Source organism: Amycolatopsis australiensis (genome assembly GCF_900119165.1).
GTDB lineage: Bacteria > Actinomycetota > Actinomycetes > Mycobacteriales > Pseudonocardiaceae > Amycolatopsis > Amycolatopsis australiensis.
The window spans coordinates 4,097,224-4,115,593 of sequence record NZ_FPJG01000006.1; the positions used below are offsets into that span (position 1 = coordinate 4,097,224).

The 18,370-nt window shown below is 73.3% G+C and carries 18 protein-coding genes; 15 read left to right on the forward strand and 3 right to left on the reverse strand.

All coding sequences use genetic code 11. From position 1 onward, the window contains the following. Positions 1-177 precede the first annotated feature (177 nt). From BT341_RS20480 to BT341_RS20520, 9 genes are all read left to right on the forward strand, one after another. Positions 178-1,722 (forward strand): UDP-N-acetylmuramoyl-L-alanyl-D-glutamate--2,6-diaminopimelate ligase, encoded by a 1,545-nt coding sequence (locus BT341_RS20480; RefSeq protein WP_143168604.1) that lies wholly within the window; start codon positions 178-180, stop codon positions 1,720-1,722. Further along, positions 1,719-3,227 carry a UDP-N-acetylmuramoyl-tripeptide--D-alanyl-D-alanine ligase gene (locus tag BT341_RS20485; RefSeq protein WP_072477826.1) on the forward strand — a complete coding sequence of 503 codons (1,509 nt, stop codon included), beginning with the start codon at positions 1,719-1,721 and terminating at the stop codon, positions 3,225-3,227. The genes BT341_RS20480 and BT341_RS20485 overlap by 4 nt, the downstream gene beginning before the upstream one ends. Continuing rightward, the gene (gene mraY, locus BT341_RS20490; RefSeq protein ID WP_072477827.1) at positions 3,224-4,306 is read left to right on the forward strand and encodes a phospho-N-acetylmuramoyl-pentapeptide-transferase; all 1,083 of its coding nucleotides are present in this window, start codon (positions 3,224-3,226) and stop codon (positions 4,304-4,306) included. Before BT341_RS20485 ends, mraY begins: the two co-directional genes overlap by 4 nt. Before the next feature lie 2 nt (positions 4,307-4,308). Next, positions 4,309-5,718, forward strand: a complete 1,410-nt coding sequence (gene murD / locus BT341_RS20495; protein ID WP_072477828.1) for a UDP-N-acetylmuramoyl-L-alanine--D-glutamate ligase — start codon at positions 4,309-4,311, stop codon at positions 5,716-5,718. After that, entirely contained in the window at positions 5,669-7,204 is a 1,536-nt protein-coding gene (ftsW, locus tag BT341_RS20500; protein WP_084742945.1) for a putative lipid II flippase FtsW, read from the forward strand. Before murD ends, ftsW begins: the two co-directional genes overlap by 50 nt. After that, positions 7,201-8,325 carry an undecaprenyldiphospho-muramoylpentapeptide beta-N-acetylglucosaminyltransferase gene (murG, locus tag BT341_RS20505; RefSeq protein WP_072477830.1) on the forward strand — a complete coding sequence of 375 codons (1,125 nt, stop codon included), beginning with the start codon at positions 7,201-7,203 and terminating at the stop codon, positions 8,323-8,325. Before ftsW ends, murG begins: the two co-directional genes overlap by 4 nt. Beyond that, positions 8,318-9,730, forward strand: a complete 1,413-nt coding sequence (gene murC / locus BT341_RS20510; RefSeq protein WP_072477831.1) for a UDP-N-acetylmuramate--L-alanine ligase — start codon at positions 8,318-8,320, stop codon at positions 9,728-9,730. Before murG ends, murC begins: the two co-directional genes overlap by 8 nt. 4 nt (positions 9,731-9,734) lie before the next feature. Further along, positions 9,735-10,568 carry a cell division protein FtsQ/DivIB gene (locus BT341_RS20515; RefSeq protein WP_072477832.1) on the forward strand — a complete coding sequence of 278 codons (834 nt, stop codon included), beginning with the start codon at positions 9,735-9,737 and terminating at the stop codon, positions 10,566-10,568. A 223-nt stretch (positions 10,569-10,791) separates the two neighbouring features. Further along, complete coding sequence (locus BT341_RS20520) at positions 10,792-11,622, forward strand: NAD(P)H-binding protein (RefSeq protein ID WP_072477833.1); 831 nt, start codon at positions 10,792-10,794, stop codon at positions 11,620-11,622. On the opposite strand, the gene BT341_RS20525 is transcribed toward BT341_RS20520, so the two are convergent. Further along, positions 11,619-12,788, reverse strand: coding sequence for an MFS transporter (locus BT341_RS20525; protein WP_072477834.1), 1,170 nt, complete (start codon positions 12,786-12,788; stop codon positions 11,619-11,621). The two genes, BT341_RS20520 and BT341_RS20525, sit on opposite strands and share 4 nt — an antisense overlap. A 79-nt stretch (positions 12,789-12,867) precedes the next feature. Here BT341_RS20525 and BT341_RS20530 point away from each other — a divergent pair, with 79 nt between their 5' ends. After that, positions 12,868-13,407, forward strand: coding sequence for a CGNR zinc finger domain-containing protein (locus BT341_RS20530; protein WP_072477835.1), 540 nt, complete (start codon positions 12,868-12,870; stop codon positions 13,405-13,407). Between the two features lie 119 nt (positions 13,408-13,526). On the opposite strand, the gene BT341_RS20535 is transcribed toward BT341_RS20530, so the two are convergent. Both BT341_RS20535 and BT341_RS20540 read right to left on the reverse strand, forming a co-directional pair. Continuing rightward, positions 13,527-13,961, reverse strand: a complete 435-nt coding sequence (locus BT341_RS20535; protein ID WP_072477836.1) for an OsmC family peroxiredoxin — start codon at positions 13,959-13,961, stop codon at positions 13,527-13,529. Beyond that, the gene (locus tag BT341_RS20540) at positions 13,948-14,415 is read right to left on the reverse strand and encodes a MarR family winged helix-turn-helix transcriptional regulator (RefSeq protein ID WP_072477837.1); all 468 of its coding nucleotides are present in this window, start codon (positions 14,413-14,415) and stop codon (positions 13,948-13,950) included. The genes BT341_RS20535 and BT341_RS20540 overlap by 14 nt, the downstream gene beginning before the upstream one ends. 77 nt (positions 14,416-14,492) lie before the next feature. On the opposite strand from BT341_RS20540, the gene BT341_RS20545 reads away from it, so the two are divergent. The 5 genes from BT341_RS20545 to BT341_RS20570 all read left to right on the forward strand — a co-directional run bounded on the left by BT341_RS20545 (position 14,493) and on the right by BT341_RS20570 (position 18,353). After that, a complete protein-coding gene (locus BT341_RS20545; protein ID WP_072477838.1) occupies positions 14,493-14,993 on the forward strand; it encodes a DinB family protein in 501 nt (166 codons plus the stop codon). Between the two features lie 640 nt (positions 14,994-15,633). After that, complete coding sequence (locus BT341_RS20555; protein WP_072477839.1) at positions 15,634-16,359, forward strand: NAD(P)-binding protein; 726 nt, start codon at positions 15,634-15,636, stop codon at positions 16,357-16,359. Beyond that, positions 16,353-16,991 (forward strand): DUF1365 family protein, encoded by a 639-nt coding sequence (locus tag BT341_RS20560; protein WP_072482077.1) that lies wholly within the window; start codon positions 16,353-16,355, stop codon positions 16,989-16,991. Before BT341_RS20555 ends, BT341_RS20560 begins: the two co-directional genes overlap by 7 nt. Continuing rightward, positions 16,984-17,586: an ECF RNA polymerase sigma factor SigK gene (gene sigK / locus BT341_RS20565; protein WP_072477840.1), complete on the forward strand. Its 603-nt coding sequence runs from the start codon at positions 16,984-16,986 to the stop codon at positions 17,584-17,586. Before BT341_RS20560 ends, sigK begins: the two co-directional genes overlap by 8 nt. Then, entirely contained in the window at positions 17,583-18,353 is a 771-nt protein-coding gene (locus tag BT341_RS20570) for an anti-sigma factor (protein ID WP_245805042.1), read from the forward strand. The genes sigK and BT341_RS20570 overlap by 4 nt, the downstream gene beginning before the upstream one ends. Positions 18,354-18,370 lie beyond the last annotated feature (17 nt).

Consider the following 18,370-nt stretch of genomic DNA (forward strand, 5'->3'; position numbering starts at 1 on the left):
ACATCGGCCCGACGCACCCCGAAAGGCTTGCGGCGCAAGGAGGTGTGCGGCGGCGCCTAGCACATGTGGCCCAGCGGCGCGCGATCGCCGTACCGCGTGCGGGCCCCCGGACCGGCCGCCGGTAGCCTCTTGGCCGTGTCCGTGTCATCGTCCAGTTCGCAGGTGCCGGAAAGCCCGGTGAAAGCGGTCCCCGCGCCGCCACGCCCGGCGCGCATCGACCCGGTCCCGCTGGCGACGCTGCTCGCCAGGGCGGACGCGCGGCTGATCGCCGGCTCGCCCGACGCCGCCGGCCTCACCGTCACCGGCACCACGCTGCGTGCCCAGCACGTGCTGCCCGGCGACCTCTTCGCCGCCCTGCCCGGCGCCCGCGCGCACGGCGCGGACTTCAGCGACCAGGCCGTCGCGGCCGGCGCCGTCGCGGTCCTCACCGACGCCGAGGGCGCCGAGCGGCCCGCGCTGCGCGACGCCGGTGTCCCGATCCTCGTGCACGCCGACCCGCGTGCCGCCCTCGGCGAGATCGCCGCCTGGATCTACGGCGAGCCGTCGCTGCGGCTGTCGGTCCTCGGCGTCACCGGCACCTCCGGCAAGACCACGACGTCGTACCTGGTCGACGCCGGGCTGCAGGCGGCCGGGCTGACCACCGGGCTGATCGGCACGGTCGAGACCCGGATCGCCGGCGAACGCCTGGTCAGCGGGTTCACCACGCCCGAGGCGCCGGACCTGCAGGCGCTGCTGGCGGTCATGCTCGAACGCGGCGTCACGCACGTGCCGATGGAGGTCTCCAGCCACGCGCTGGCGCTGGGCCGGGTCAACGGCACCCGGTTCGCGGTCGGCGCGTTCACCAACCTCTCCCAGGACCACCTGGACTTCCACAAGGACATGCAGGAGTACTTCGCCGCGAAGTCGCTGCTGTTCGACGGCCGCGCGACCACCGAGGTCGTCGTGGTCGACAGCGCGTGGGGCCAGGCCCTGCTCACGCCGCAGACGGTCACGGTGTCCACGGACCCAGGCACCGAGGCCGCGTGGAAGGCCACCGACCTCGAAGCCACCGCGAACGGCGAGCAGACGTTCACGCTGCACGGCCCGGACGGCGTCAGCGCCCGCGCCCGGATCCCCCTGCCGGGCGAGTTCAACGTCGCCAACGCCGTGCTCGCGGCCGCGATCCTCAGCACCGCGGGCGTGAGCCTCGAGCACATCGTCACCGGCCTCGCCGAGGTGCAGGTGCCGGGCCGGATGGAGCGCGTCTACGTCGGGCAGGCGTTCACCGCCGTCGTCGACTACGCCCACAAGCCCGCCGCGGTCGCCCAGGGCCTGGACGCGCTGCGGGCCCGCGCCGAGGGCCGGATCATCACCGTCCTGGGCTGCGGCGGCGACCGCGACACGGCGAAGCGCCCGATGATGGGCGAGGCGGCGGCCCGCCGCAGCGACGTCCTGATCGTCACCGACGACAACCCGCGCTCCGAAGACCCCGCGGCGATCCGCGCCGCGATGCTCGCCGGCGCCCGCGCGGTCGGGCCCGCCGAGGGCGGCGAGGTCATCGAGATCGGCGACCGCCGGGAAGCCATCGAGCACGCCGTCGCGCTCGCCGAGCCGGGCGACATCGTCTTCGTCGCCGGCAAGGGACACGAGTCCGGCCAGGAGGCCGGCGGCGTCGTGCACCCGTTCTCCGACCGCGACGAGCTGGCCGCGGCCATCCGCAACAAACTCGAGGTGAGTGTGTGATCGTGCTCAGCCTGGCCGAGATCGCCGACGTCGTCGGCGGACGGCTGCACCGCGCCGAACCGGGCGCGCAGGTGACCGGCACCGTGGAGTTCGACACCCGGAAGCTCACGCCCGGCGGCCTGTTCGCCGCGCTGCCCGGCGAGAAGGTCGACGGCCACGACTTCGCCGCGCAGGCCGTCGAAGCCGGCGCGGTGGCCGTGCTGGCCGCCCGCGACGTCGACGCGCCCGCGATCGTCGTCCCGCCGCTCGCCCCGGGCGAGGCCCACGCGCGGTCGGTCGCGCTGACCGGCGACAAGGACGGCTCCGGCGCGGCGGTGCTCGCGGCGCTGGCCAAGCTCGCCCGGTTCGTCGTGCAGCGCCTGGCCGAGGGCAACCTGACGGTCGTGGGCGTCACCGGCTCGTCCGGCAAGACGTCGACGAAGGACCTGATCGCGCAGCTGCTGGAGCCGCTGGGCCCGACGGTCGCGCCGCCCGGGTCGTTCAACAACGAGCTGGGCCACCCGTGGACGGCGTTGCGGGCCGACGCCGAGACCCGGCACCTGGTGCTGGAGCTGTCCGCGCGCGGGCCAGGGCACATCGCCCACCTCGCCGAGATCGCTCCGCCGAAGATCGGCGCGGTGCTCAACGTCGGCAGCGCGCACGTCGGCGAGTTCGGTTCGCGCGAGGGCATCGCGAAGACCAAGGGCGAACTGGTCGAGGCCCTGCCCGCGGACGGCGTCGCCATCCTCAACGCCGACGACCCGCTGGTCAGCGCCATGGCGAGCCGCACGAAGGCCCGCGTGGTCTACTTCGGCGAGAGCGCGTCCGCCCAGGTCCGGGCCAGCGGCATCACGCTCGACGACCAGGCCCGCGCGTCCTTCCGGCTGCACACCCCGGCCGGCGAGGCCGACGTGTCGCTGCCGCTGCACGGCGAGCACCACGTGAGCAACGCCCTCGCCGCCGCCGCGGTCGCCCTGGAGCTGGGCTCGACGCCGGAGGAGATCGCCGCGCGCCTGTCGGCGGCCGAGCGGCGCTCCGCGCGGCGCATGGAGGTCGTCACCCGGCCCGACGGCGTCACGATCCTCAACGACTCCTTCAACGCCAACCCCGAGTCGATGCGGGCCGGGTTGAAGGCCCTCGCGGCGATGACGCGGGAGTCCGGGCGCCGGTCCTGGGCCGTGCTCGGCGTGATGGGCGAGCTCGGCGCGGACGCGGTCAACGCCCACGACGAGATCGGCAGGCTCGTCGTCCGGCTCAACATCGCCAAGCTCGTGGTGATCGGCCCCGAGGCGGCGGCCATGCACCAGGGGGCGTTCCAGGAGGGCTCCTGGGGCGAGGAGTCGGTTCTGGTACCCGACGTCGAGGCCGCGATCGCCCTGCTGCATGATCAGCTCCGCCCCGGGGACGTGGTGCTGGTCAAGGCCTCCAAGTCCGCCGGGCTCTGGCGGGTCGCCGAGGCGCTGCTGGAACCCCGGGACACCTCCCCGGCCAACTCCGAAGAACGCTCGAACGGTGGTGACGCGTGATCAGCATCCTGATCGCGGCCGCGGCGGGCCTGCTGATCTCCATCCTGCTCACGCCGTACCTCATCCGGGTCTTCTCCCGGCAGGGCTTCGGCCAGGAGATCCGCGAAGAAGGCCCGCAGGGACACAAGTCCAAGCGCGGTACCCCGACGATGGGCGGCGTGGCGATCATCATCGCCATGGTCGTCGGGTACTTCGCCGCGCACCTGATCAACTGGATGTTCAACTCCCGCAGCGGCGCGCCGACGGCCTCCGGGCTGCTCGTGCTGATGCTCGCGGTGGGCCTGGGGATCGTCGGGTTCCTCGACGACTTCATCAAGATCCGCAAGCAGCGCAACCTGGGGCTGAACAAGACCGCGAAGCTGGTCGGGCAGCTGGTGGTCACGGTCGCGTTCGCCGTGCTGGCGCTCAACTTCGCGGACTCCCGCGGGATCACGCCGGCGTCGGAGAGCCTCTCCTACGTCCGCGACCTCGCGCTGATCACCTTCCCCGCGGTGTTCTTCGTGATCTTCTGCTACATCGTCATCTCCGGCTGGTCGAACGCGGTGAACTTCACCGACGGCCTCGACGGCCTGGCGGGCGGCTCGGCGGCGATGGTGCTGGCGACCTACGTCGTCATCGCGTTCTGGCAGGAGCGGCTCAACTGCGCCAACGGCCCGGCACCGGCCTGCTACGACGTCCGTGACCCGCTCGACCTGGCGGTGGTCGCCGCCGCCGCGACCGGCGCCTGCGTCGGGTTCCTCTGGTGGAACGCGGCCCCGGCGAAGATCTTCATGGGCGACACCGGCTCGCTGGCCCTCGGCGGCCTGGTCGCCGGCCTGTCCATGACCACCCGCACCGAGCTGCTCGCCATCGTCATCGGCGGCCTGTTCATGGTCGAGATGATCTCGGTGGTGGCGCAGATCGCGGTGTTCCGGACGACCCGGCGCCGGCTGTTCCGGATGGCGCCCTTCCACCACCACTTCGAACTCGCCGGGTGGGCGGAAACCACGGTGATCATCCGGTTCTGGCTGCTGTCGGCGATCTGCTGCATGTTCGGTCTCGGCCTGTTCTACAGCGAGCAGCTCGGTTTCGGGGGCTGACCTTGGAGATCTCCGGTCGTCACGTTCTCGTCGCCGGGGCCGGGGTCACCGGGAAGTCGGTGGTCCCGGTGCTGGTCGAGCTGGGTGCCCGCGTCACGGTCACCGACGGCAACGCCGAGCGGCTCGCCGAGCTGGACGGCCTGGGCGCCGAGCTGGTGCCGGGCCTGACCGAGCCGCCTTCGGACGTCGTCCTGGTCGTCACCAGCCCGGGCTGGCGGCCGACGTCGCCGCTGCTGGTGGCCGCCGCCGAAGCCGGGATCGAGGTGATCGGCGACGTCGAGCTGGCCTGGCGGGTCGGGCAGCTGCGCGAGCACCCCCCGGCGTGGCTCGTGGTCACCGGCACCAACGGCAAGACGACCACCGTCGGCATGCTCGAGTCGATCCTCAAGGCGGCCGGCTCGAACGCCGTGGCCTGCGGGAACATCGGGTACGCGGCCCTCGACGCGGTCCGCGCGGGTTACGACGTGCTGGCCGTGGAGCTGTCGAGCTTCCAGCTGCACTGGTCCTCGACGCTGGCCCCGGACGCCGCCGTCGTGCTCAACCTGGCCGAAGACCACATCGACTGGCACGGCTCGATGGAGGAGTACGCGGCCGCGAAGGGCCGCGTCTACACGCGGGCCAAGGTCGCCGTGCACAACGCCGACGACGAGTGGTCCACGCGGATCGCCGAGGAGCACGCACGGCCGGACGCCCGCCGCGTCGGCTTCCAGCTCGACACCCCGCGCGCCGGCGAGCTGGGCCTGGTCGAGGACCTGCTGGTCGACCGGGCCTTCGTCGCCGAGCCGGCGACCAGCGCCGAGGAGCTGGCCACGCTGGCCGACGTCCGCCCGGCGGGCCCGCACAACGTCGCCAACGCGCTCGCCGCGGCCGCGCTGGCCCGCGCCCACGGCGTCTCGCCGGAGGCGGTGCTGAAGGGCCTGCGGGAGTACCAGCCGGCGCCGCACCGGGCGGTCGAGGTGGCCGAGATCGGCGGGATCCGCTACATCGACGACTCGAAGGCGACCAACCCGCACGCGGCCGCCGGATCGCTGCGCGCCCACGAGTCCATCGTCTGGATCGCCGGCGGCCAGCTCAAGGGCGCCTCCGTCGACGAGCTGGTGCGCAGCATCGCCGGCCGCCTGCGTGGCGTCGTCCTCCTCGGCGTCGATTCACCCGTGATCGCCGCCGCTGTTGCGCGACACGCGCCGGATGTCCCGGTGAACAGCCTCCGTCCGGGTGACGATGAACCCATGACTGCGGCGGTGAGTGCGGCCAGCGCGATGGCCCGGCCCGGTGACGTGGTGCTCCTGGCACCCGCCGCGGCGTCGTTGGACATGTTCTCGAGCTACGGCGAACGCGGCGACGCGTTCGCCCGCGCCGTGCATGTCCTCCGCGACGACGCAGCGGGGGAGCCGAGTGACGACCACAGCTGAGCCCAAGCCCGGCGTACCCCCGAAGCGGCCGCGCCGCGAGCGCAAGGAGAGCGGCTTCGTCGCCTTCCGGACCGCGCTGACCGCGTGGCTCTCGCGGCCGCTGGCGTCCTTCCACCTCGTGCTCGCCCTCACCGGCGTGCTCACCGTCATCGGCATCGTCATGGTGCTCTCGGCCTCCTCGGTGGCGTCCTACAACCCGAAGACCGGCAGCGGCGTGTACTCGCTGTTCGTCAAGCACCTGGTGTTCGTCGCCATCGGCTCGGTCGTGTTCTGGCTGGGCCTGCGGGTGAAGCTCGAACGGATCCGGCGGATGTCGGCCACGGTCACGGTGCTCTGCCTCGGCCTGCTGGTGCTGGTGCTCACCCCGCTCGGCTCGACGGTCAACGGCTCGCAGGGCTGGTTCAAGATCGGCGAGTTCACCTTCCAGCCGGTCGAGGCCGCGAAGGTCGCGCTGGCCTTCTGGGGCGCCCACATCCTGGTGATCAAGTACAACGTGATCCACCAGTGGCGGCACCTGCTGGTGCCGGTGGTGCCGATCGCGCTGCTGATGTTCGCCCTGGTCATGCTGCAGCCCGACCTCGGCGGCACGGTCACCCTCGCCGTCGTCCTGCTGGCCCTGCTGTGGTTCGCCGGGGCCCCGAAACGCCTGTTCGGCGTGATCCTGGCCGGGGGCCTGGCCGGCGTGCTCGTGCTCGCCCTGATCGCGCCCTACCGGCTGGCCCGGGTCATGTCGTTCCTGTCCCCGGACGCCGACACCAGCGCCGAAGGCTTCCAGGCCAACCAGGCGAAACTGGCGCTGGCCGACGGCGGGTTCTTCGGCAAGGGCCTCGGCCAGGGCGCCTCCAACTGGGGCTACCTGCCGAACGTGCAGAACGACTTCATCTTCGCCCTCATCGGCGAGGAGCTCGGGCTGATCGGCTGCGTCGTCGTGCTCGCGCTGTTCGCCGGGGTCGCGATCGTGGGCCTGCGGATCGCCACGCGCAACATCGACCCGTGGATCCGGATCGTCTCCGGGACGCTCACGGTGTTCCTCGTGGCGCAGGCCGGCATCAACATCGGCTACGTCGTCGGGCTGCTGCCGGTCACCGGGGTCACGCTGCCGCTGATCTCCTACGGCGGGACGTCGCTGGTGATCACGATGCTCATCATGGGCGTCCTCGCTAACGCCGCCCGGCACGAACCGGAGGCGGTGGCCGCGCTGCGCACACAGGGGCCGGGTAAATTCGGACGCCTGCTGCGGCTGCCCCCGCCCGACCCGTACCGCCCGCCCGCCACCCGCAAGGCGGCGGGGCGCAGTGGGGCGAAGGCGGCCAGGCCGGCGCCCCGTGCGGCGCGGCCCGCCCCGGCGCAGGAACGACGCAGGTCGGTCCGCGAACCGGTGCGCCGCAGCGCGGCACGGACGAGCGCGGCCACGCCTCGCGGGGCCGCGCGGACAACAGCGAGCCGTGGTACCCGGAGTACCGCGAACCGGAGAGGTCATTGGTGAGTAACCCCGTCAAGGGAGCCGAGCGAGCCGCCGCGGGCAGAGGTCCGGTGGTCGTGGTCGCCGGAGGTGGCACCGCAGGACACATCGAACCCGCCCTCGCCCTGGCCGACGCCGTCAAGCGGCTGCGCCCGGACGCGACGGTCGTGGCGCTGGGCACCGAGCGCGGCCTGGAGAACAAGCTGGTCCCGGCCCGCGGGTACGAGCTGGAGCTGATCCCGCCGGTGCCGCTGCCGCGCAAGCCGACCCCGGAGCTGCTGCGGCTGCCCCTGAAGGTCCGGGACTCGGTGCGCCGGACCCGCGAGGTGCTGGAGCGGGTCGGCGCGGACGTCGTCGTCGGCTTCGGCGGTTATGTCGCCCTCCCGGCCTACCTCGCCGCGCGCGGGCGGGTCCCGATCGTCGTGCACGAGGCCAACCAGTCGCCGGGCCTGGCGAACAAGGTCGGGGCGCGGTTCGCGCGTCGCGTCGCGGTCGCCGTCCCGGGGACGCCGCTGCCGAAGGCCGAGGTCGTCGGCATCCCGCTGCGACAGTCGATCACGTCGCTGGACCGGGCCGCGCTGCGCGCCGAGGCCCGCGAGCACTTCGGGCTGGACCCGGAGGCGCCGACGCTGCTGGTGTTCGGCGGGTCGCAGGGCGCGCAGTCGATCAACGGGGCGGTGTCCGGCGCGGCGAAGGACCTCGCCGACGCCGGGGTCGGCGTGCTGCACGCGCACGGCCCGAAGAACACGCTGGTCGTGCAGGAGTTCCCGGGCAAGCCGGCGTACGTGCCGGTGCCGTACCTGGAGCGGATGGACCTGGCCTACGCGGCCGCCGACGTCGCGGTCTGCCGCTCGGGCGCGATGACGGTCGCCGAGGTGACCGCGGTCGGGCTGCCCGCGGTGTTCGTCCCGCTGCCGCACGGCAACGGCGAGCAGGCCACCAACGCCCGCCCGGCCGTCGACGCCGGGGCGGCGCTGATGGTCGCCGACGCCGACCTCACCCCGGCCAAGGTCGCCGACCTGGTCGTCCCGCTGGTCACCGACGCCGACCGGGTCGCCAAGATGAGCGCGGCGGCGGTCGGCATGGGCCACCGCGAGGCCGACGAGACCCTCGCCCGCATCGTCCTGGAGGCAGCCCGTGGTTGAGCAGGCACAGCTTGAGTTGCCCGCAGGGCTGCGCCGGGCGCACCTGATCGGGATCGGCGGCGCCGGGATGTCCGGCGTCGCGCGGATCCTGCTGGCCCGCGGAGCCTTCGTGTCGGGCTCGGACGCGAAGGAGTCGCGCGCGCTGCTGTCGCTGCGCGCCCAGGGCGCCGAGCTGTTCGTCGGCCAGGCCGCGTCGAACATTTCGGCGCTTCCGGAGCCGCCGTCGGCCGTGGTCGTCTCGACGGCGATCAAGGAGACCAACCCGGAGCTGGCCGCCGCGCGCGCCGCCGGGATCCCGGTCCTGCACCGGGCGGAGGCGCTGGCCGGGCTGATGGCGGGCCACCGCGTCGCCTGCATCGCGGGCACGCACGGCAAGACGTCGACGACGTCCATGCTCACGGTGGCGCTGCAGCACTGCCGGCTCGACCCGTCGTTCGCCATCGGCGGCGACCTCAACGAGTCCGGGGCCAACGCCCACCACGGCGAAGGCGGCATCTTCGTCGCCGAGGCCGACGAGAGCGACGGCTCGTTCCTGACCTACTCGCCGTCGGTGGCGGTCGTGACGAACGTCGAGCCGGACCACCTGGACCACCACGGGACCGCCGAGGCCTACACCAAGGTGTTCACCGACTTCGTCGACCGGCTCGACCCGGACGGCCTGCTGATCGTCTGCGCCGACGACGAGGGGGCCGACGCGCTGGGCGACGCCGCCGCGAAGCGCGGAATCCGGGTGCAGCGGTACGGCTACCGGGTCAGCGGACCCGACGACGCCAAGATCATGTCCTACGAGCCGCGGCCGGACGGCGGGGTCGTGCGGGTCTCGCTGAAGACCAAGCTGATCGACGTCACGGTCGCGGTGCCGGGCGACCACATGGCGCTGAACGCGGTCGCGGCACTGCTGGCCGGGCTCGAGCTCGGCGCGCCGGTCGACGGGATGGTCGCGGGCCTCGCGGCGTTCGGCGGGGTGCGGCGGCGGTTCGAGTTCAAGGGCCGGGCCGGCGACGTCCGCGTCTACGACGACTACGCCCACCACCCGACCGAGGTCTCCGCGCAGCTGCGCGCGGCGCGGACGGCGGCCGGGTCCGGCCGGGTCGTCGTCGTGTTCCAGCCGCACCTGTACTCGCGGACCAAGCTGTTCGCGACGGAGTTCGCCGAGGCGCTGTCGCAGGCCGACGAGGTCGTCGTCCTGGACGTGTACGGTGCCCGCGAAGAGCCGGAGCCGGGCGTGACCGGCGCGCTCATCGCCGACCGCGTCACCGTGCCGGTGCACTACGAGCCCGCGTTCGACGTCGCTGCCGGCCTGGCCGCCGGGCTGGTCCGCGGCGGCGACCTGGTCGTCACCATGGGCGCCGGGGACGTGACGCAGCTGGGCCCGGAGATCCTCGCCGAGCTGGACAAGCGCTGAGCCCATGAGTCCGACCAGGGAACGCCGCCGTCCGTCCGAAGAGGACGAACGGGATCGTGCCGCCTTGGCGCGGGAACGGCGCGGGCGGCGCTCCGAAGAGGAGCGCCGCCGGACCCGGGCCCGCACCTCGCGGCCGAGCCCGCGCACCCGGCCCACCCGGCAGGCGGAAATCCGGCGCCGCTGGGTCGCGCTGCTGACCGTGCTGACCGTCGTCGCGGGCGTCTACCTGCTGTTCTTCAGCTCGATGCTGGGGGTGAAGGACGTCGCGGTCAGCGGGGCGCGCACGGTGCCTGCCGACCGGATCCGCGCGGTGGCGGCGGTGCCGGCGGACAAGCCGATGCTGCGGCTGAGCACCGACGAGATCCGCGACCGGGTGGCCGGGATGCCGGGCATCGCGACGGTCGAGGTGTCGCGCTCGTGGCCGAACACGGTCGAGATCCAGGTGACGGAGCGAACGGCGATAGCGTTCTTCGACAGCGGCCCGGGCGGCGACGGAGTACACCTGGTCGACGGCGGCGGAGTGGTCTTCAAGACGGTCCCGGGCCGCCCCGCGGGGTTGCCGGAACTGCGCCTGCCGAAGGTCTCGGCGGACGACCCGGTGACGCGAGCGGTGACGGCGGTGCTGGGCGTGATCCCGGAACAGCTGCTGAAGCAGGTCACGACGGCGACGGCGAAGACCCCGGCGAGCGTGGAGTTCACTCTTTCGAGCGGAAAGATCGTCCGCTGGGGCACGGCGGAGCAGACGGACCGCAAGGCGAAGGTCCTGGCGGCGCTGCTCACGCAAGAGGGCAAGGTCTACGACGTCGCGGCGCCCGAGCTGCCGACCATCACTTCCTGAAGCCGGGTAACGGCCCGCTGCCGGTTCGCGACTCCTCCCGAGCAACGCGTGGCTGTGTGTCGCCGGCCGATGGGGACCGGCCGCGAGGTGGTGACGAAGTACCCGAACTGGCTTCTGCAGACGTAAGTGAAGTACGAAGAACGAGCGCGGAGCCGAGGGCTGGCGCCGTCATTCTCGTATGTCGTACGATCTCGTACGCCATACGAGAGCAAGGGGGCATGTCATGACGATCCTGGTGACGGGCGCGACCGGCAGCGTCGGCCGGTTGGTGGTCGACGAGCTGGTCGCGGCGGGGGTGCCGGTGCGGGCGCTGACCGTCGATCCCGCACGGGCGAAGCTGCCGCCCGAGGCCGAAGTGGTCGTCGGGTCGCTGGCGCGGCCCTCGACACTGCCCCTCGCCTTGAAGGGCGTCGACGCCGTGTACCTGGCTCCGATGGCCCGGACCGTCCGGCGGTTCTGCGAGCTGGCCCGTGCCGCGGGCATCGAGCGGGTCGTCGCGCTGTCCGGCAGCAGCGTCGGTGACGGCCACGAAGGCTCCAGCGGCAACGAATACGCCGCCGTCGAAGCGGCCGTCCGGGACGCCGGCTTCGCGTGGACCTTCCTGCGGCCCGGTGCCTTCATGAACAACACGCTCGACTGGGCGGACATGGTCCGCGCGGGCGAGGTCGCCGTGGCCTGCGGCGACGCGACACAGACGCCGATCGACCTCGGCGACATCGCCGCGGTCGCCGCCCGGGTGCTCACCACCGATGGCCACATCGGAGCGACTCATGTCCTCAGCGGACCCGAGTCGATCAGCCTGCGTGGCCAAGTTGCCACACTGGAATCGGTGCTCGGCAAGGAAATCCGCTTCCGGGAGCTGACCCGGACCCAGCAGCGCGAGCAGTGGCTGGGCTTCGGCATCCCGGAAGCCGCCGTCGACTGGCTGCTCGACGGCTTCGAGGAGACGCTGCGGCACCCGCAGGTGCCGACCGGCGTCGTCGAAGAGCTGCTCGGCCGTCCCGGAACCACCTACGCGGACTGGGCCGGGGCCAACCGGGCGGTGTTCGCCTAGACGCGGGTGCGGGTCATCCCGGCCAGGCCGAGCAGCGGGAGGACGCCGGCGAACACGACCACCGCGGTCCAGCCGCCCAGGTGGTAGGCGATCGAGCCCGCCTGGGAGCCGATCGCGCCGCCGATGAAGAATGTGCCCAGGTAGACGCTGTTGATCCGGGCGCGGGCCGACGGGTCCAGCTGGTAGATCGTGTGCTGGCCGACCACCAGCGTCGTCTGGACCGCCATGTCGACCGCGATTGCCGCGATCGCCAGCAGGATCACGTTGTGCGCGCCGAGCCCGGCCAGCGCGAACGCCGCCGCGCACAGCACGAACGCGCCCGCGGTGAGCCGGCGGCCGTGTCCGTGGTCCGACCACCGCCCGGCCAGCGGTGCCACCAGCGCCCCGGCCGCCCCGGCCAGCGCGAACAGGCCGACGCCGAGCTGGCTGTAGCCGAACGGCGGAGCCGTCAGCACGAAGGCGATCGTCGTCCAGAACGCGCTGAACGCGCCGAACATCGCCGACTGGTACAGCGCGCGGTGGCGCAATGCCGGGTGCTTGCGCGCCATGGCGAGCGTCGACCGCAGCAACTGTCCATAATGGACGTCCGTTGTGGGTGCCCGGCGCGGCAGGATGAAACGCAGCACCACGGCGAGCGCGGCCATCGCGGCGGCCGAGATCAGGAACACGACGCGCCAGCTCGTCACCTCGGCCAGCAGGCTCGCGACCACCCGCGAGAGCAGGATGCCGAAGAGCAGCCCGCTCACGACGCGCCCGACGATCCGGCCGCGGATCGCGTCGGGCGAGATGTCGGCGGCGAACGGGATGAGGATCTGCACGACGACCGACGTCGCGCCGACGATCAGCGAGGCGATCAGCAGCACGGCGAACGCGGGCGCGGCCCCGGTGACGACCAGCCCGGCGCACGCGAGCGCGAGCAGCGTCGCGACCAGGCTCCGGTTCTCGAGGCGGTCGCCGAGCGGGACGAGCAGCAGCATCCCGGCGGCGTAGCCGATCTGGGTGGCGGTGACGACCCCGCCGGCGGCCGCCTCGCCGACGCCGAACGTGTGCCGCAGCTCGGCCAGCAGCGGCTGAGCGTAGTAGAGGTTGGCCACGGTCAGTCCACAGGAGACCGCCAGGAGCAGCACGAGCCACCGGGGCGGTGCCTGCTGTTCGGTCTCGGTCATGCGCGCCCCCATCGGTGGAACCGGTTTGATCGGTTCCCGACGGTACCAGTCAAACCGGTTCCGGCGTACTGTGACCCATATGACGGACCGATTCCGCTCGGGCGCGGGCAGGCTCTGCCTGGACTTCATCCGGACGCTGCGCCACCGCGGCACGCCCGGGGAGCAGGAGGAGCTGCCGGACGCCGTGGCGTGGGGCGCGTGGATCGATCAGCTGGGGCCGTTCGCGGTCCCGGTCCGTCCCGCGGAGGTGCGCGACGCTTGGGTCGTCCGTGAGGCGATCCACGAACTGCTCACGGGCGAGGTGCGCAATGCGACACGGCAGCGGCTGAACCGCGTGGCGGCGTTGCCGGTGCCCGCGCCTTCGCTCACTGCTTTGGGTGAACTTCGCTGGCAGGCGGAGGATCCCGCGGAAGCGATGCTGGCACTGCTGGCCCGGGACGCGCTGGAGCTGGTGACGTCCCCGGAGTTCGCCCGGGTCCGCCGGTGCGCGGGCCCGAGGTGCGGGGCGCTGTTCCTGGACACGTCGAGGCCGGGGACGCGCCGGTGGTGTTCGATGGAGACCTGCGGCAACCAGGCGAAGAAGTCGGCCTACCGGGCGAAGGAAGCGACCCGCGGCTGACGCCCCAAGGCGGCCTTGGGTGCGTCGGACGCACCGAAGGCCGCCTTGGGTGCGCGGGACGCACCGAAGGCCGCCTTGGGGCGCTCGTGGCCGGCTTGGTCGCGGGCGCCCCAAGAAACTCAGGCGAGGGCCGCGTCGAGGGTGATGGTCGTGCCGGCCAGGGCCTTCGACACCGGGCACGTCTTCTCCGCCGTCTCCGCGTACGCCGCGAACTGCTCCGCCGTCACGCCCGGGACCGAGGCCCGCAGCGTGATCGCGATGCCGCTGATCTCGAAGCCGCCGCCGGACGCCGGGCCGAGGGTCACCTCCGCGCTCACGTCGATCGAGTCCGCGGTGATCTTCTGGGCTTCCAGCACGCCCGACAGGTTCATCGCCAGGCAGGACGAGTGCGCCGCCGCGATGAGCTCCTCCGGGCTCGTCTGGCCGTCCGGGTTGCCCGCGCGGGTCGGGAACGACACGCTGAACGTGCCCGCGTTGGACGAGTCCAGCGTGACCTCGCCCTTCCCGTTCTGCAGTCCGCCGACCCAGTGGGTGGTGGCGTCACGGCTGGGCATAAGAGCCTCCTCGATGATCGGATGCGTACGCGGCGGCCGACGCCGTCAGCCGCCGCAGGGTGGCGATGAGCTGCCGCCGCTCGGTGTCGTCGAGACCCAGTGCGCAGCCGATCGCCGACGGGACGCCCGCGGCGCGCGTGCGCACCGCCCGGCCCTGCTCGGTCAGGCTGACCACCACGGTGCGTTCGTCCGCGGGCAGCCGGGCCCGCGTCACCAGCCCGTTGGCCTCGAGGCGCTTGAGCAGCGGGGAAAGCGTGCCGTAGTCCAGGTGCAGCGCCTCGCCGATCTCCTTGACCGGCCGGTCGTCGGACTCCCACAGCACCAGCAGCACCAGGTACTGCGGGTAGGTGAGACCCAGCTCGCCCAGCAGGGGGCGGTAGGTGTCCGTCACCGCGCGCGACGCCGCGTAGAGCGCGAAGCAGGCTTGCTTTTCCAAGAGGAACTCGTCCGGCACGTCCGTAAACCTAGCCCGCGATTACATCGTGTGCAAGGTATTCGGAACTGTCGGACCCCTCTGGCAGAGTCCGGGGCATGACCGAACGACCCGAGCGCCCCACGGCACCGCTCACCGGCGGCGAGCGCGAAATCCTCGCCGGCCTGCTCGACCACCACCGCGCCACCGTCGCGTGGAAGTGCGGCGGCCTCACCGACGAGCAGGCGCGGCGCGTCCACGTGCCGAGCGAGCTGACCACGATCGCGGGGCTGCTCAGCCACCTCACGCTCAACGAATGGTTCTGGTTCGCCGTCGTCGTCGACGGCGAGGAGGACACCTGGGAGGAACGCCTCAAGGAGGATCCGGACGCGGAGTTCCGCACGGACGCGCCGATGTCCCGGCTGCTGGCCGACTACGCGAAGCAGTGCGAGCGCAGCCGGGAGATCGTCGCGGAACACGGACTCGACGACGAAGTCACGCACAACGGCGAGACGTTCAACGTCCGCTGGGTCGTCACGCACATGATCGAGGAGACCGCCCGGCACGTCGGCCACCTCGACCTGCTGCGGGAGCTGACCGACGGCCTCACGGGGGAGTGACGCGCCCGGGCGGCCACGGGAAAGAGTCGCTCGACGTACTGCGCGTAGGCCGGGGCGGTGCGGGCCATTGCCTTATCCAGCAATGATTTTCCCGTTCCGCTGGGCAGGGCGAAAGTCGTCGCCGCGCCCGGCCACGTCGAGCAGGCCGAGCTTGCGGCCGATCAGTTCCAGCTTGTCGTGGTGGGCCTGCCGGAGGGTGGCTGTGCAGCCGTCCGGACTCCGGGCTTCCTCCGCCGGCGGTCCCACGACGCCGAGCGGCGAGCGAAACGGCCTCCCACCACGAACGCGGCCCGAGCCGCACCCCGGTGGTGCCCCGCGACCGGGTGACGGCTCGCATCCGGCCGAAGCCGTCGCCCTCGACGCCGAGGGCGCCGGTGACGTAGGCGCGGGCGGGCCCAGCTCGCCGGGCGCGCGGAGCAGGCGGCGCCGGGCCCGGCGATCGCGCAGCACCACCGTCGGCGCGTCCGCCGGTCCGGCTCGGGTCCCGTCCCAGGCCCGCAGGGCCGCGGGAGCTGCCCGGCGAACGAGGCGAGGCGGGTGCGCGGTGTTGTCCGGCATGCCCGGTGCTCGTTCGCCGCCGCGACGTGGATCGGTGGCCCGCGCCACCAATCCGGCGGGGCCGCGGCCCCGAAGCACCGGTGTGGAGACCACGGGAGAACGCATCGGCGTCATCGGCAGCGGGGTGGCCGGGCTGACCGCCGCCGACCTGCTGCACCGCAAGTACGAGGTGCTGCTGTTCGAGACCGACGCCCGCCCGGGCGGGCACGCGCACATGCCGAGCGCGCACGGCGGGACGGCCGGGGTCGACGCCCAGCGCGGCAACCTGGTCCGCGGCCGCTACCTGCGCATGCTCGCCGAGGTGAAACGCTTCCACCGGCAGGCGAAGCGGCTGCCGGCGGCGAAGGACACCGGCGACGTCACGCTCGGCGCGTTCCTCGCCATCGGCGGCTACTCGCGCTGGTTCGTCGACCGCGCCGGCGGCGGCGAAATCCGCGACGACGCCGGCACGCCGCACCACGTCGTCGTCGCCACGCACGCCGACCAGGCGCTCGCGCTGCCGGCCGACCCGACCCGCGCCGAACGCGAGGTGCTCGGCGCGTTCCGCTACTCGGCCGGCGAAGCCCGGCTGTACACCGACACCAGCGTGCTGCCTCCACCGGCCGGCGCCCGGGCGGGGTGGAACTACCGCGCCCCGGTGTGCGGCGCGGCGGTCCGCACACCGGAATCCGTTGCCGCGCACCGAACACTGCCCGAGCCGAACGACGGCGTGCTCGCCTGCGCGGGTGCCTGCCGCGGCCGGGGTTTCCACGAAGACGGGTGCTCCTCCGGCGCTCGCGCCGCCGAGAGCCTGGGAGTGACCTGGTGACGAACGCGCTGTACGACGCGACCGTCGCGCACGTGCGGTGGATCGACCCGCCCCACGCCTTCGCGCACCGCGTCTACCTGTGGCTGGTCGACCTCGACGCGCCACCGCGGCCGCCGTCGTGGCTACGGCCCTTCGGCAGTCGGGACCACTTCGCGGCCGGCGACCCGCGCGGCATCCGGGAGCAGCTGGACGGGTGGCTCGCCGAGCGCGGTGTCGACCTGCGCGGCGGCCGGGTCGTCATGCTCGCCGAAATGCACAACACCTACCGCGGGCGGCACGCTTACCTGCTGCGGACCGGCGAAGACGGCCCGGCCCGCGCGGCCAAGGGGTTCGCCGTCTCGCCGCTCCAGCGGATGGACGGCGAGTACCGGATGCACCTGCCGCGCCCGGAGGCGCTGCTCGCGCTCACCGTGGCGCTGCACCGCGGGACGGCCGCGCCGCTGGCCGCTACGCTGCGAGGAGTTCGCCGCCCGGTGAACCCGCGGTGGCCGGCCCGGCCCGTGCCGGCCTGGCCGCTGTTCCCGCAGCGGGTGTCCGCGCTGATCCGCCGCCACGGCGTCGCGTTGTGGCTGCGGAAGGCCGCGGTCGCCCCGCGCACCCCGCAGAACGCCGGAGGGCAGCCGCATGGATGAGCAGGCTCGCCGCCGGCACGTGGCGCCGGTGCCGCCGGACGTCGCGGCGCCCACCGCCGAGGAGCTGATGGTGCGCGTCGCCAAGGGGGACGAACGCGCCTTCGAGCTGCTCTACGACCAGCTCGCCGGGCCGATCTTCGGGCTCGTCCGGCGGATCGTGCGGGACACCGCCCAGTCCGAAGAGGTCGCCCAGGAGGTGCTCGTCGAGCTGTGGCGCACCGCGACCCGGTACGCGCCGGAAAAGGGGTCCGCGCTCAACTGGGCGATGACCCTGGCGCACCGCCGCGCCGTCGACCGCGTCCGCTCGGCGCGGGCCGGCACCGAGCGGGAGCTGAAGGCGACCTTCGAAGCCGCCCGCGGCCGCCCGTTCGACGAGGTCGCCGAGTCCGTGACCGCGCGGCTCGAACGCTCCCAGGTGCGCCGGTGCCTGTCCTTCCTGACCGACCTGCAGCGCGAGTCCGTGCTGCTCGCCTACTACCAGGGCTATACCTATCGCGAGGTGGCCGAAGTGCTGTCGACGCCGCAAGGAACCATCAAGACGCGGCTGCGGGACGGGCTCATCCGCCTGCGGGACTGCCTGGGGGTGACCGCGTGAGCACGCCGGAGATGCACACCCTGGCCGGCGCGTACGCCCTCGACGCCGTCACCGACGTCGAGCGCGCGGAGTTCACCCGGCACCTCGAGCAGTGCGAGTCCTGCGCGCAGGAGGTCGCCGAGCTGCGCGCGACCGCGGCGCGGCTGGGCGCGGCGATGGCCGAAGAGCCGCCGCCGGAGCTCAAGGACCGCGTCATGGCCGCCACGCACGCCACCCGCCAGCTGCCGCCGCGGACCCGCCCGGGCTCGCCGGACCGGCACCGCCGCGCGGCCAGGGCACCGCGGTGGGCGGTCCTCGTCTCGGCCGCGGCCGCCGTCGCCGGGCTCGCCGCCGGCGGTGTGTTCGGCGGCATCGCGCTCACCCAGCAGCATGAGCTGCAGGCCGCGCAGAGCCGGCTCGACCAGGTGAAACAGCGCTACGAGCCGGTGGCGGCGCTGCTGGCGGCCCCGGACGCGAAGGCCGCGCACGCGACGTCGCCCATCGGCGGCGGCGTCACGGTCGTCTCCTCGCGGACACTCGGCCGGGTGATGGTGCTGGACGCCGGCCTGCCCGCGCAGCCGGGCGGGAAGGTGTACGAGGCCTGGCTGATCACCGGATCGGCCGCCCCGCGCCCGGCCGGGGTGATCGCCGGCACGGTGGCCGGGGCCCTGGTCGTGGCGGACGGCGCGGGGGACGCCGACCACGTCGCGCTGAGCGTCGAGCAGGCGGGCGGCTCGCCCACCGGGAGGCCGTCGGGCGTCCTGATGAGCATGCCGGTCCCGGCCTGATTCCGCGCCATACCAGA